Genomic DNA, 14,141 nt, shown 5'->3' with positions numbered 1-14,141 from the left:
GACAATGCGTAAAGAAGATTGTTTCTACTTAGGTAAAATCGCTAAAAAATTTAGTTTCAAAGGGGAAGTTCTTGCCTATTTAGACACGGACGAACCTGAGTTATACGAAAATTTGGAATCAGTGTTTGTTGAATGCAACAAACACTTGGTTCCATTTTTTATTGAAAGCAGTTCGCTGCACAAAAACGATTTCCTTAGAATTCGTTTTGAAGATATGAATACCGAAGAAGATGCCGATGCGGTTATTGGAAACGACTTATATCTTCCATTAAATATGTTGCCAAAACTTACCGGCAATAAATTCTATTTCCACGAAGTAATAGGTTTTGAGGTCGAAGACAAAAGACTAGGCGTTGTTGGAAAAATTGAATCCATAAATGACACTACAGCTCAGCCTCTATTTGAAGTTTTAAACGGTGATGTAGAAATTCTTATCCCTATGATTGACCATTTCTTGGTTAAAATTGATCGTGAAAACAAAAAAGTCATCGTGGATTTACCAGAAGGGTTAATTGAAATGTACCTTTAGTTTATTTTTTGAACCATTAAGAAATTAAGGTTCATTACGTTTTTTTCTTAATTCCCTTAATTTCTTAATGATTTAATTTTTTTGTCTTCATGTCTAAATTTCAATTTAAACAATTTTCTGTTGAACAAGATCGCTGCGCCATGAAAATTGGTACTGATGGCGTTTTATTGGGTGCTTGGACGCCAATTGATAACAATCCATTTAGCATTTTAGACATTGGAACTGGAACAGGTGTAATTGGACTGATGTTGGCACAACGAAGCAACGCAGAACAAATTGACGCTTTAGAAATTGACGAAGACGCCTACGAGCAAGCTGTAGATAATTTTGAAAATTCACCATGGAGCAATCGCTTATTTTGTTTTCATGCTGGCTTAGACGAATTTTTAGAAGAGCCTGAAGATGAATACGATTTAATTGTTTCCAATCCTCCATTTTATACCGAAGATTACAAAACTAATAACGAACAGCGTGATTTAGCCCGTTTTTCTGACGCTATGCCTTTTGAAGAATTGATTGAGGCTGCTGATTTATTACTATCTGAAAACGGAATATTCGCCGTAATTATTCCATTTAAGGAGGAAGATCGTTTTTTGGCTATAGCCAAAGAGTATGAATTATATCCTTTTAAAATTACACACGTGAAAGGAACCCCTACAAGTGAAACCAAACGTAGTTTATTGGCTTTTAGCCGAAACGAAACTATTGATTTTCTAGTTGACGAATTAATTATCGAAACCGAAAGACATATTTACACCCCAGAATACATTGCCTTGACTAGGAATTTTTATTTGAAGATGTAAAACTTTTTTTAAACAAAACCTAAATTTTCGTAGTTGTCCGTTTAATTTAAACTTTAGTCGTACATTAGAAATTAATTGTACAAAACAACCAATTTTTAAAAAATATAACAATTGTTAATGCTTTTGTTATATTTCTTTGTGTAAATTTGTACTCTATAAAATTCATAAAACCATGAAACCAGACTTATTCCAATCTCCAGATTATTATAACTTAGATGATTTACTTAACGAAGAACACAAACTAGTGCGCGATTCTGCTCGTGCTTGGGTAAAACGTGAAGTATCTCCTATTATAGAAGAATATGCTCAAAAGGCTGAATTCCCGAAGCAAATTATAAAAGGTTTGGGAGAAATTGGTGGTTTTGGTCCTTATATACCGGAAGAGTATGGCGGTGCTGGTTTAGACCAAATATCATACGGTTTAATCATGCAGGAAATTGAGCGCGGAGATTCTGGTGTTCGTTCTACATCATCTGTTCAATCATCGTTAGTCATGTATCCTATTTGGAAATACGGAAACGAAGAGCAACGCATAAAATATTTACCAAAGTTAGCTACTGGGGAATACATGGGCTGTTTTGGATTAACGGAACCTAATTACGGTTCTGATCCAGGAAGTATGATTACAAACTTTAAAGATATGGGAGACCATTATCTATTGAATGGTGCCAAAATGTGGATTTCGAATGCACCTTTTGCTGATATCGCTATTGTTTGGGCTAAAAATGAAGAAGGACGAATTCACGGTTTAATCGTAGAACGTGGCATGGAAGGTTTTACTACTCCTGAAACTCATAATAAATGGTCGCTTCGTGCCTCATCCACTGGAGAATTAATTTTTGACAACGTAAAGGTTCCAAAAGAAAACCTTTTACCCAATAAATCTGGTTTAGGTGCACCACTAGGCTGCCTTGACTCTGCACGTTACGGAATTGCTTGGGGCGCTATTGGTGCAGCTATGGATTGCTACGATACCGCTTTGCGTTACGCTAAAGAAAGAATTCAATTTGACAAACCAATCGCAGGAACACAATTACAACAAAAGAAATTGGCCGAAATGATTACGGAAATCACCAAAGCACAATTGCTAACTTGGAGACTTGGTGTTCTACGAAATGAAGGACGCGCTACAACCGCTCAAATCTCTATGGCTAAAAGAAACAATGTAGATATGGCCATCAATATTGCTCGTGAAGCCCGACAAATGTTAGGCGGAATGGGAATTACAGGTGAATATTCTATAATGAGACATATGATGAACTTAGAATCTGTAATTACGTATGAAGGTACGCACGATATTCATTTATTGATTACAGGAATGGATATTACCGGAATTCCTGCATTTAAATAGTATCAAATATATTAAATCATTTTTGTTTTAAAAAAAACCAGAATTATAGAAAATTCGTAACTTAACATACGAGAGTTTATATTCTTTTAATACTAAACAGTTATAAAAGAATTAGTAAAATTAATTACAAAAGCTTCTTGGAAACAAGGAGCTTTTTTACATTTGTTAAAAAATACCACCTATGAATATTGACACAATAAACAATAGTATTCAGCCACAAAAAGAACTATTGTTACAACATTCTTTGTACAACAAAGTTAAATCGATTGAGGATTTACATTGTTTTCTTGAAAATCACGTTTATGCCGTTTGGGATTTTATGTCTTTATTGAAAGCCTTACAATCTAAATTAACGTGTACGACAACTCCGTGGTTCGCTACAACCAATCCACAAACTAGATATTTGATCAATGAGATTGTGGTTGCTGAAGAGTCTGATTTGACAATCGATGGCCAACGTTCTAGTCATTATGAAATGTACATCGAAGCGATGAAAGCGTGCGGAGCAAGCACGAATGGAATTGAACATTTTTTAACAGAAGTAAATTCACTGAAAAATATTTTTGTAGCGATCAAAAAAAGCAATTTACACCCCAATATTAAATCCTTTTTAGATTTTACTTTCCGAGTTATTGAGGAAGGAAAATCACATGAAATTGCTGCAGCATTCACTTTTGGACGAGAAGATTTGATTCCGAGTATGTTTACTGCTATTTTGAAAAATTTTCAGGCTAATTTCCCTGATACTGATTTAAGCAAATTGATATACTATTTTGAAAGACATATCGAGTTAGATGCTGATGATCACGGACCTATGGCCATGAAAATGATCACGGAACTTTGCGAATCTGATGCTCAAAAATGGTCTGATGTTGAAGAAGTATCGAAAATGGCTTTAGAAAAAAGAATTGGATTGTGGGATGCCATAGAAGAATCCCTTATTATGAAAGTAGAACTGGCGTAAAACCAATAGTTTCTTATATACGTAACTATTATTTGGAAACGAATTCCCATTAATTTCAAAATAATGAAAAAGAATTTTCAAGTACTAGTTGCGTTATTTTTGTTGCTTATCATTGTAAGCTGTAGTGTAGAAAATGATGTTTCTCAAACAATACAAACCGCGCCGCCGATACAAGGTAAGGCCTACACTTATCTAGCTCTTGGAGATAGTTACACCATAGGAGAAAGTGTTTGTGAAACATGTTGTTTTCCAGCGCAACTATCAAAAAAACTAGTGAATCTAAATCCTAAAAATACGTATTCGCACAAAATTATTGCTCAAACAGGCTGGACTACAACCAACTTGCTTTCGGCTATTGGCGCTCAAAATCCATCTTCCAATTACGATTTAGTCACTTTACTTATTGGTGTAAACAACCAATATCAAAACAAGCCTTTTTCTTTATATGAAAAAGAATTCCCTGAGCTCGTTAATAAAGCAATTGCTTTTGCAAAAGGCGACAAATCCAATGTAATTGTGGTCTCAATCCCAGATTATGCTTTTACTCTTTTTGGGCAAGCATCAAGTAATCCAGCTGCTATTTCATCACAGATAGACCGCTACAATGAGTATGCGAAAAATTATTGTGAAGCCAATTCTATTTCTTTTATTTTCATCACTGATAGTACTAGACAGGGTTTGACTAATAAAAGTTTAGTAGCTTCAGATGGATTACATCCTTCTGATCTGGCCTATTCATTATTTGTAGAACGAATGTTCCCAACAGCGACTACTGCAATTCACAATTAAAAACATTAGAATTACGAAACCTCAAAGATACCTTAGCATTAAGGGCTATTTTGTTTATCTTTAATTTTCAAATTAAAAAAATGGCTTCGCAAGAACGATTAACAAGAGCTTTTATAGAAGCGCAGAGAATTCCTTTTAACGATCAATCGAAGTTTATTCTCTTTAGTGATTGCCATCGCAGTGACAACAGCTTTGCCGATGACTTTGCCAGCAATCGAAATGTTTATTTTCATGCAATGACCCAGTATTACAATGATGGATTTACCTATTTTGAGCTCGGGGATGGTTATGAACTTTGGGAAAACATCTTTTTCAAAACTATTTTTGAAGCACACAAAAGCGTCTATTTATTACTTAAAAAATTTCATGATTCTAAAAGATATTACAAAATTTGGGGCAACCATGAAATGACTTTTAAAGACAACGCGCATGCACAAAAAACACTCTCTACATACACAAATACGCAAAACGACAAAGAAGAACCTTTATTTACAGGTATTAAATGTCATGAAGCACTCGTTTTAGTTCATGAAGATACCAATCAAGAATTGTTTTTGACACACGGCCATCAAGCTGATTTCATGAATTACATCGGTTGGAAAATCAATCGGTTTATGGTACGAATATTATGGAAGCCATTGCAAATATGGGGAATTTCAGATCCAACAAGTCCTGCTAAAAATTACATGGAGCGCATAAAAATTGAACTCCGCATCAAAAAATGGATTGAAAATAACGGTCGTAAAATAACAATAGTTGGACACACGCATCGCCCTAGTTTCTCCTATCCAAGCCTAAATTCGACACCCTATTTCAATGATGGAAGTTGTGTACATCCCAGAAGTATTACGGGAATAGAAATTGTGGCAGGAACGATCACCCTAATAAAATGGTTTATTGATACCAAAGAAGATGGCATTTTGCAGGTTGTTAGAGAAGTATTGGAAGGTCCAACACTGTTAAAAAACTATGTTTAAATCATAAAAATCGGATTGTTGTAAATAGCAATGAATGAAAATTTACTTCTTAAAAAAAAGAATCTTTACTTGGATTTCCAAATAAAACCATCCAGTAAATAATGAGTGAATTGAGGAACTGTGAGTAAGGGAACCAAAATAAATTGCCAGCTGGAAAAATCATAACTAGAAACGGCAAACTGATCGTTCCAAACTAGGATTTCCCAAAAATATTCTTCGCAAAACGCAATTAAAAGTACAAAAGCTACAAACAGAAGTAAGCCTCTTGAACCGCGTAAATAACCCAAAAAACGGTATGGATTAGTGGTGTTTTTTTGAATGTCGTAAAGATAAATCAAAGCCATATATGGAATACCGTGAGAAACCACATTGAGTAATGTAAAAACCAAATCATTATTAAAATACACTATTCCGAAATACCATGATAAAAAAGTTCCTGAAATAATGGCATTTTTTGGAATATTAAAATACTGATCTTTTACATATGTATATACCGTAAAAATCAAATAACTTGAAAGAATTAGTATGTAAACCCAACCTAAAATACTTAAAATTCCTTGATGTTTGAGTTTTACAAAATCATGCGGCGTAAACCAGATGAAGGCTCTAGGTGTTGAAAAAAACCAATAAAACATAGGATATCCTGTAGCGGTATAAATAACTAAAGCATCGTAAAAAGTACTCCACTTAGTTTTCACTTCTTTGCGTGAATACAAGCGCATGAACCCATATAATTGCCTTATAAAATGAAAAACAGCTACATACGCTAAGACTGACCAAAAGATAAGGCTACCAAAACTAAAGAGAATCATACCAATTACAAAACATAAAATCGGTAAAAAAATCAATAATCTACGCCTTTTTTGAAATGCCTCTGGAACAAAATACGTTTTAAACAAGGTAGCATACACATGAGCCACATCTATAAAAACAATCAGAAACAACCAGGTATAAAAGGAAAAATACTCCTCCACATACTGTAATGCATCTTGAAATAAAAAAACCAAAGAAACCATAAAAAAAGCAGGTGCAAGAATAAAAACAACATCTGTTTTAGGCTTATCAATCCACGGTTGCTCCATCTAGAATTGTGTTTACAATGTTAATACCCTGATGAAATGCTTCTTCAAAAATTGAAATGCCCGCCAAATCAGAATGAGCAAAGAAAATCAGATTATCAATGCTAGCTGAGGCTTCTTTTTTGGCTTGACCAAAAATAAAACCCGGAACAGGACTAATCATTCCGTGTCCCAATCGATGAATGTATATGTCCTCTATAAAACTTTCAATGGTGGGATGCGCCATTTTTAAATCATCAAGAACTATTTGTTTCCAATAGTTTTCTTTTTGGGAGTACAATAGTCTACGGTTTTTCTTAATCTCAAGAGTTGAAAAACTGTAATAATACGTAATCACTTTTTTGGCTTGGATTTGCTGTACCGTTTGGTGTTGATCGTAGATATACCCCAACCCTTTTGAACCATAAATTACATTGTCCCAACACAAAGGAAAACTACCATTATCTGGAAGTTCTGAAACTACGAGAGTTGCCAAAAACCAAGGCGCGTAGTGAAAATCTTTGGTGATTTTTTTTCGATCCTTAAAAAAGTATTGATTGACAAACTGAGGTGTAGCCATAATAACCTTATCGGCAATTATCTCCAGTGAAGTTTGATTTTGCGCATCATATGTGGCTGCAATTACTTTCTTATTTTCAATTTTTATATCAAATACAATGTGGTTGGTAAGTGTTTTAGAATGAGTATATTTTTTTAAATGTGATGCTAAACGGGCATTGCCTTCTGGCCAAGTAAGAACGGTATCATTTCCATCTGTAGTCGTGTCTTGCTTCCGAGCTGCAAAGTAGTGAATACCTGCCCAAGCCGAAACTTCTTTGATGCCCAAACCAAAATCATCTCTACAGCAATAATCAATGTAATTCAAGAGTGGTTGCGCTGTATACCCCTCTTGCGTGAACCATTGCATCATTGTCATTTTGTCTAAAGCTCGTATAGATGGCTCCTGAGAAGATTTGGCTAACGGAATATCAAAATAATACACTCCATCTCTATCTTTCCCAGTTCTAAAAGTGCTCATCTTCAAGAAAAAATCATGAATTTGTGCATCATCATCTGTTGTGTTTCCTGTTTTTGGCACCAAACCTTCCTGCCAATTGTTTCTATAAAACAAGCGTTCATCTGGTGCAAATGTGAGTTGTTGCGCATCAAATATTGGAAAACCCTCATGGTCATAACCTTGAATGATGGCTTCCTCTTCTAGAAAATCAAGCAATTCTTGATCGGTTTTATTAGGCAATGGTAAGTAATGTGCTCCTAGCGGATATTTAGAATACTTATTTTCCCCACTTGATGAATTTCCGCCCAAATAGTTTTCTAATTCCACGACTAAAAAATCATGAATTCCTTTTTTTGAAAATTGCCTAGCAGCACTTAGCCCTGCTATTCCACCTCCCACAATTAAAAAAGGAATATAAATTTGCTTGGTTGGTTTTGGAAAGTTTTTGGTACGCAATCGGTGCCCCAAGATATGATTGGTGCCAGACAAACGAATAAGAACCTGAATTGCCTTTTCCTGACAAGCTTGTAAAAATGGCACGGCAAGTAAAGCTAATCCAACAGTTTTTACAAAAAAGCGTCTCGAGATATTATAATTTTCCCCACTCTTCATCAAAATAGCGCACTAAAATTTGGTTATCTAATCGGTTGATTTCAATGTCTTTTGAAATCATATCTTTGGCGAAATAATTGAATTTATCAAACTGATAATTATAAAAACGCAACCCTTCTACTTGCCTGTTTACGGTGTTAAAATTAGTCTTGAAACCATTCATCGCAATTGAAAATCCCCATTCTCCAAAAGAAGGAACATAGGCGTGATATGCATCCACCTGAGAGAAAACTTCCATCATGGTTTTATTGATACACCAAAACGATTTTGGAGCAAAATACGGACTAGTAGTTTGCACCACCACCACGGCATCAGGAGTTAAAATTTGTTTGAGGGTACTGTAAAAACTCCAAGAATACAACTTTCCTAAACTGTAATTTGAAGGATCTGGAAAGTCCACCACCACTACATCATATAGTTTTTTGGTATTCTTAGCCCATACAAAAGCATCTTTGTTGAGTACTTCTACTTTGGGATTATTCAAGGCATTTTGATTGAATTTAGTCAAAACAGAATTGGTTTGAAACATCTTAGTCATGCCTTCATCAAGATCGACAAGAGTCACTTTTTTAACCTCCTTGTATTTTAAAATTTCTCGAACGGCTAAGCCGTCACCACCGCCTAAAACCAGTACGTTATCCACTTTTTTGGCCATAGACATAGCCGGATGCACCAGCGCTTCATGATATCGGTATTCATCTGTTGAACTGAATTGCAAATTATTATTCAAGTACAAGCGATAATCGCTCTTGTTATGAGTAAGCACAATGCGCTGGTAGGGAGTTGCATTAGAGTAAATAATGTTTTCCCCATACAGTTTACCCTCAGAATACGATAAAATAGAATTTGAAAACAAGTACACTACAAACAAGACTAAGAAAGCTCCAATGGCCTTGGTTCTTAATAGATATACGCTCTTCAATTCAGACTTTAAAAGAAAGCACAAGGCAATGGCAATACTCACGTTGATCATCCCAAAAAACAAGGAAGTTCCCATGATTCCGAGTTTAGGAACCAACACTAATGGAAATAACATGGATGCCAATAATGCTCCTATATAATCAAAAGTAAACACATTAGAAACTAAGTCTCTAAACTGTACTTTGTCTTTTAAAATGTTCATTAACAATGGAATTTCAAGTCCTACAAGACAGCCCGTTACGAACACTAAAAGGTATAAAATAAATTGAAAAGAATATACGCTCTCAAACAACAAGAACAGTACAACAGAACTTAAACCACCTATAAGCCCAACCAAGACTTCGATTTCAACAAAAGTGTTGAGCATGTTCTTTGTTAGGAATTTAGAAAAATAAGAACCCACTCCCATGGAGAAAAGATAAACCCCTATGATAAACGAAAACTGTTTTACCGAATCGCCTAATAAATAACTGGCCAGAGTTCCTGCAACCAATTCATATACCAAACCGCAAGTTGCAATTGTAAAAACAGCAAAAAGAAGGAGGTATTCGAATTTTAAAAATTTTTTACCCATGTATTGCGGCACTAATAATCATTGAAAAACCAATAATAAGTGCACCAAAGACAATAGCTACAGCGGTATTATTTTTTTCTGTAATTTGTTTCCAAGTATTCTCGGGAGTTAGTTTTTCAATAATAAAGTAGGCTATCAGTAAAATGATAATTCCTAAAAGTGAAAAAACAATCGAGTTTAAAATAGGTTTTGAAGCGATAAAATCCATATTTGATAGTTTAAAATTAATTTATTTATGATAAAAACGGTTTACTGCACCGCGAGAATTTGAAGAGGAAGGTCTATAATTTTCGGTAGATTCGCAATCACACAACTGACTTCCAGTGGCATTGTAATAAACAAACAAAGCGTAAAAAAGAGCTCCTATCACAAGTGAAAGAGCATTACTGCGTATAAAATATAAAATCTTATCCATACTTAAGAATTAAAAAAAGACTCGTTAGTTTCTCCCCATCTTTTAGCTTCGAAATTTTTCTCTACATAATATAAGACAAGTACAAAAACAACCATAATTATTAAAATGAGCCAAACATTTCTAGATGAAGGCTCACTCCATACCACTTTTACATTCATAAAATCACTGGTAACATCCTCAGGAGCTTTCATTGGGGTGATGTTTAAATGATAGGTGCCCGCTGGGACACCACATAAATTAAACTCCTCTGAGTTTGAACCTTCGGACCATGACTCACCATCTGTGTAACCTGAATAACGCTCAATATCTTTACTAGCATACACTTCCTCGCCTGTTTTTTCGTTGATAAGTGCTACTTGAACATTGACCCATGAATTGCTCACGGGTGCATACAACTTTACCTTTAATGGCGCAGGGCTACCGCTAAGAGTAAAACTAGGACTTACAAAATCTTTAGTAGTAAAGTTCGCCAACGCTAATTGGGTATCCAACACTTCTGTTCGAACACGATCTTTATTTAAAAACCAATTTGACACTAAAATTAATGCCAAAACACAGCATAAAGTAATGGCTAAATTACGCAAGTTAAACAGAAAAGGCTGAACCATTCCTACTCCAACTTTAGTGGGTAAATAAGATGCGCTGAAGGCTTTTTTTACAGCAGCTTTAGAAATGTGTTTCCCCAAAAAAGCATTTTGTTCGCTTCCATTTCGTTCAAAAGAAAGTACTTGAGGTGGATTTATATATTCAATGAGCTCCGCTTTTTCAAAAATATCAAAGTCAAAAAAACCACAAGCCGCTCTTAATTTGGGATAAAAATAATCGTATCTGTCAAAAGTTAGTCCTTCATAATCAACCGTTAACGGATGATTCCCTACTTTTAAAGCAAATTCTATTTTTTCAAGAATGATCCAGTGCCCATCGGCCTCGGATAGATATAAAAAATTTTCTTTGCCTTGCAGGATGTATTCAGTCCATTCAAATCCTTCATTTTCTTTGACCAAAATCCCCGTAATGGTATAATCGGTATTGTTAAAAACACCTACTTGACCCACTTTTAATTGATCTGAAAATGTAAAAGGTCTTAGTTGATCTTTAAATCGTAAACCATCACGCTCTTGATAAACATAAACGCAATTGGTACACGCATAGATCTTTACTTCAAAGTTTACATCTAATTGTGTGGTATGATTGCAATTTGTACAGGTAACTTCCATGCGTATTATCTGTTAATTTCGAAATCTTTTATTAGCACCCCATCAAAATAAGCCACATAGGCAGCCATTACATCTTTTACTTTTTGTGAATTGTCTTGTAAATAATTGCACAAATACACATCTAAAGTCAGCTGGTTGTACTCTGGCCAAGTGTGAATGCAAATGTGGGATTCTTTGAGGCAAAATGAAATGGTGAAACTCCTATTTTCGAAATCATGAACTACGACACCTACTTTTTCAAGCGAAAATTGTGTCAAAATTTCTTCTGTAACCTTAGTGAAACCAGCACTATCCGTTAATTTTTGAGAGTCCTCAACATGCAATGTAACTAGTTTATGCAATCCAGGGGAATAGGTCGTAAGGTCCATGTATTCGTAATGAAGAAATTGAAATATAATTTTATAATGTACGAATATATCTATTTTATTTGAATAAAAAAAACCTCAAATAATTTCACATCATTTGAGGTTCTATGTTGTAGATAATAATCGCTTAATTTTCCGGAGCCAACTCTAATTCTAATCCTTCGAGGCTTTCGGTTATTGGAATTTGACAACCCAAACGGCTATTTGATTTTACATAAAACGCTTCTGATAACATTGCCTCTTCATCATCATTCATTTCTGGCAACGGCACATCATTCAAAACATAACATTGGCAAGAAGCGCACATGGCCATTCCGCCACAAGTTCCTTCAACTGGAAGCTCATACGCTTTACAAAGTTCCATAATATTCATAGCCATATCAGTGGGAGCCTGTAATTCATGTACTACTCCTTCTCTATCTTTTATCTTTATTAATACATCCATAAATCAGTTGTGGGTTGAGAGTTTCATTGAGACAATAGCAAGACCTATGCTTTTAGTAGAAAAACATAGGTCTTTTTTATCTTTTCTATTTAAAAGGAACGCTTAATACCGTTTATAGGATATTAACAACAGTTTCTATTTGTGGAGCAAATTTTTTAATGGTGGTTTCTACCCCGGCACGCAACGTCATCTGGTTGACACTGCAACTGGTGCAAGCTCCCTCGAGACGCACTTTTACATGCTTATCATCTTCGATGGAAATTAGTGTGATGTCACCGCCATCCGAGTTCAAAAAAGGTCTAATTTCTTCGAGTGCTTTTTGAACTTCTATTGTTAATTCTTCTGTTGTCATTTTCTTTATTTAAAGATTGAAAGATTAGAAAATTGAAAGATTATAAATCATTGTCAAAGATTCTAATTTCTATTTTTTATTTACTGCGGAACAACCTGCCATAGTTGTAATTTTTACAGCCTCAGTCGCAGGTAAATTTTCATTTCTACTAACAACTTCCTGTACTACATTTCTAGTGATTTCTTCAAAAACAGTTTGGATAACAGAACCCTCTTGCATCGCTGCCGGACGACCATAATCACCAGCTTCACGAATGGATTGTACTATTGGCACTTCTCCAAGAAAAGCAACGTCTAAATCTTCAGAAAGATTTCTTGCGCCTTCTTTTCCAAAAATATAATATTTATTTTCTGGTAATTCCTCTGGTGTGAAATACGCCATGTTTTCTATAATTCCTAAAACAGGAACATTAATCGCTTCAGACATAAACATGGAAACTCCTTTTTTTGCATCGGCCAAAGCCACGGCTTGCGGCGTACTTACAATTACAACACCCGTGATAGGCAAGGATTGAACAATAGAAAGGTGAATGTCTCCTGTGCCTGGTGGTAAATCGACTAACATAAAGTCTAATTCTCCCCAATCTGCATCAAAAATCATCTGGTTCAATGCTTTAGAAGCCATTGGCCCCCTCCAAATTACGGCTTGACTTGGTGCTGTAAAAAATCCAATCGAAAGTATTTTTACTTCATAACTTTCTACGGGTTTCATTTTAGATTTGCCATCTACGGTAACTGAAATTGGTTTTTCGTTCTCGACATCAAACATGATTGGCATCGAAGGCCCATAAATATCAGCATCTAATATACCTACTGAAAAACCCATTTTAGCAAGCGTCACCGCTAAGTTTGCTGTTACTGTTGATTTCCCAACTCCGCCTTTACCGGAAGCAACACCAATAATATTTTTTATTCCAGGTATAGCTTTTCCTTTAATTTCTGGCTTGTCTGGAACGTCAACCTTGCTGTTTATTTTTATTTTAGCCTCTGATGATACTAATTCTAAAATTGCTTTTTTGATATCGTCTTCTGCGCGCTTCTTAATGTGCATTGCAGGTGTGTGCAACACTAAATCTACTACCACTTCATCCCCAAAAGTAATCACATTTGCAATAGCGCCACTTTCTACCATATTTTTACCTTCTCCAGCTATAGTTATAGTTTCTAATGCTTTAAGAATGTCTTTTCTTTCTAATTTCATTTTTATTCCACTTTTTTCTATCGGCATTTTCATACCAGAATATTATCTTTATTTAAACTGAGTTCAGATTACAAAGATAGCAGTTTAAGTTCTTATTTTAAAGGATTTGTATTGCATTTATTGATTTGCAAATTGCCACTACTTATAGCCCTGCTTTTCTATTTATCAACCAATTCAACACTTTTATAATCAAAGAAAAGTTTGCTACTCCATTCTAATTTCGGGAACCCAAAAAACCGAATCAAGATCTACAATCTGATTATTAACAACAACAATGCCCTCGTTTTCTAACAACTGTTGCATCAAATTTGTTCCATCAAAATGTAGTTTTCCAGTTAGTAATCCATTTCTATTGACCACGCGATGTGCTGGAACATCACCTAAAGTATGAGACGCATTCATGGCCCAACCCACCATTCTAGCGGATCGAGCTGTGCCTAAAGCTTTTGCAATAGCGCCGTAAGAGGTCACTTTGCCGTATGGAATTTGCCGTACTACAGCGTAAACCCTTTCAAAAAAGTTATCGTCGGACATGGCTTTATGTTTGATAA

At 35.1% G+C, this 14,141-nt stretch carries 17 protein-coding genes; 6 read left to right on the top strand and 11 right to left on the bottom strand.

What is annotated here, in order from left to right; genetic code table 11:
* Nucleotides 1–4: 4 nt before the first annotated feature.
* The 6 genes from rimM (at nt 5) to ACNQGO_RS10230 (ending at nt 5,413) form a co-directional block, all read left to right on the top strand.
* The gene (gene rimM / locus ACNQGO_RS10255) at nt 5–529 is read left to right on the top strand and encodes a ribosome maturation factor RimM (protein WP_417946482.1); all 525 of its coding nucleotides are present in this window, start codon (nt 5–7) and stop codon (nt 527–529) included.
* Nucleotides 530–618: 89 nt separating this feature from the next.
* Complete coding sequence (locus tag ACNQGO_RS10250) at nt 619–1,332, top strand: tRNA1(Val) (adenine(37)-N6)-methyltransferase (protein WP_417985195.1); 714 nt, start codon at nt 619–621, stop codon at nt 1,330–1,332.
* A gap of 172 nt (nt 1,333–1,504) precedes the next feature.
* Nucleotides 1,505–2,683 (top strand): acyl-CoA dehydrogenase family protein, encoded by a 1,179-nt coding sequence (locus ACNQGO_RS10245; protein WP_417985194.1) that lies wholly within the window; start codon nt 1,505–1,507, stop codon nt 2,681–2,683.
* 181 nt (nt 2,684–2,864) lie between these two features.
* The gene (locus ACNQGO_RS10240) at nt 2,865–3,647 is read left to right on the top strand and encodes a DUF3050 domain-containing protein (RefSeq protein WP_417985193.1); all 783 of its coding nucleotides are present in this window, start codon (nt 2,865–2,867) and stop codon (nt 3,645–3,647) included.
* Between the two features lie 63 nt (nt 3,648–3,710).
* A complete protein-coding gene (locus ACNQGO_RS10235; protein ID WP_417985192.1) occupies nt 3,711–4,436 on the top strand; it encodes an SGNH/GDSL hydrolase family protein in 726 nt (241 codons plus the stop codon).
* Between the two features lie 80 nt (nt 4,437–4,516).
* The gene (locus ACNQGO_RS10230) at nt 4,517–5,413 is read left to right on the top strand and encodes a metallophosphoesterase family protein (protein WP_417985191.1); all 897 of its coding nucleotides are present in this window, start codon (nt 4,517–4,519) and stop codon (nt 5,411–5,413) included.
* Between the two features lie 65 nt (nt 5,414–5,478).
* Here ACNQGO_RS10230 and ACNQGO_RS10225 read toward each other — a convergent pair whose 3' ends face one another.
* The 11 genes from ACNQGO_RS10225 to ACNQGO_RS10175 form a co-directional block, all read right to left on the bottom strand.
* Nucleotides 5,479–6,495 (bottom strand): hypothetical protein, encoded by a 1,017-nt coding sequence (locus ACNQGO_RS10225; RefSeq protein ID WP_417947179.1) that lies wholly within the window; start codon nt 6,493–6,495, stop codon nt 5,479–5,481.
* Nucleotides 6,476–8,101, bottom strand: coding sequence for an NAD(P)-binding protein (locus ACNQGO_RS10220; RefSeq protein WP_417947188.1), 1,626 nt, complete (start codon nt 8,099–8,101; stop codon nt 6,476–6,478). Before ACNQGO_RS10220 ends, ACNQGO_RS10225 begins: the two co-directional genes overlap by 20 nt.
* Entirely contained in the window at nt 8,079–9,596 is a 1,518-nt protein-coding gene (locus tag ACNQGO_RS10215; RefSeq protein WP_417947180.1) for a polyamine aminopropyltransferase, read from the bottom strand. Before ACNQGO_RS10215 ends, ACNQGO_RS10220 begins: the two co-directional genes overlap by 23 nt.
* A complete protein-coding gene (locus ACNQGO_RS10210) occupies nt 9,589–9,804 on the bottom strand; it encodes a DUF350 domain-containing protein (RefSeq protein WP_309756641.1) in 216 nt (71 codons plus the stop codon). Before ACNQGO_RS10210 ends, ACNQGO_RS10215 begins: the two co-directional genes overlap by 8 nt.
* A 21-nt stretch (nt 9,805–9,825) precedes the next feature.
* Nucleotides 9,826–10,011 (bottom strand): hypothetical protein, encoded by a 186-nt coding sequence (locus ACNQGO_RS10205; RefSeq protein WP_417947182.1) that lies wholly within the window; start codon nt 10,009–10,011, stop codon nt 9,826–9,828.
* Nucleotides 10,012–10,013: 2 nt separating this feature from the next.
* A complete protein-coding gene (locus ACNQGO_RS10200; protein ID WP_417947184.1) occupies nt 10,014–11,228 on the bottom strand; it encodes a DUF4178 domain-containing protein in 1,215 nt (404 codons plus the stop codon).
* Nucleotides 11,229–11,233: 5 nt separating this feature from the next.
* Nucleotides 11,234–11,596 (bottom strand): S-adenosylmethionine decarboxylase family protein, encoded by a 363-nt coding sequence (locus tag ACNQGO_RS10195; protein ID WP_417947186.1) that lies wholly within the window; start codon nt 11,594–11,596, stop codon nt 11,234–11,236.
* A 124-nt stretch (nt 11,597–11,720) separates the two neighbouring features.
* Nucleotides 11,721–12,038, bottom strand: a complete 318-nt coding sequence (locus tag ACNQGO_RS10190) for a 2Fe-2S iron-sulfur cluster-binding protein (protein ID WP_309756649.1) — start codon at nt 12,036–12,038, stop codon at nt 11,721–11,723.
* A gap of 112 nt (nt 12,039–12,150) precedes the next feature.
* Complete coding sequence (locus ACNQGO_RS10185) at nt 12,151–12,390, bottom strand: NifU family protein (protein WP_073205171.1); 240 nt, start codon at nt 12,388–12,390, stop codon at nt 12,151–12,153.
* 69 nt (nt 12,391–12,459) lie between these two features.
* Nucleotides 12,460–13,590, bottom strand: coding sequence for an Mrp/NBP35 family ATP-binding protein (locus ACNQGO_RS10180; protein WP_417985190.1), 1,131 nt, complete (start codon nt 13,588–13,590; stop codon nt 12,460–12,462).
* 204 nt (nt 13,591–13,794) lie between these two features.
* A complete protein-coding gene (locus ACNQGO_RS10175; RefSeq protein ID WP_417945115.1) occupies nt 13,795–14,124 on the bottom strand; it encodes an MGMT family protein in 330 nt (109 codons plus the stop codon).
* Between the last annotated feature and the right edge of the window lie 17 nt (nt 14,125–14,141).

It is taken from the genome of Flavobacterium frigidum (assembly GCF_048286735.1).
Taxonomy (GTDB): Bacteria; Bacteroidota; Bacteroidia; order Flavobacteriales; family Flavobacteriaceae; genus Flavobacterium.
This window is presented reverse-complemented; position numbering and strand designations above follow the sequence as displayed.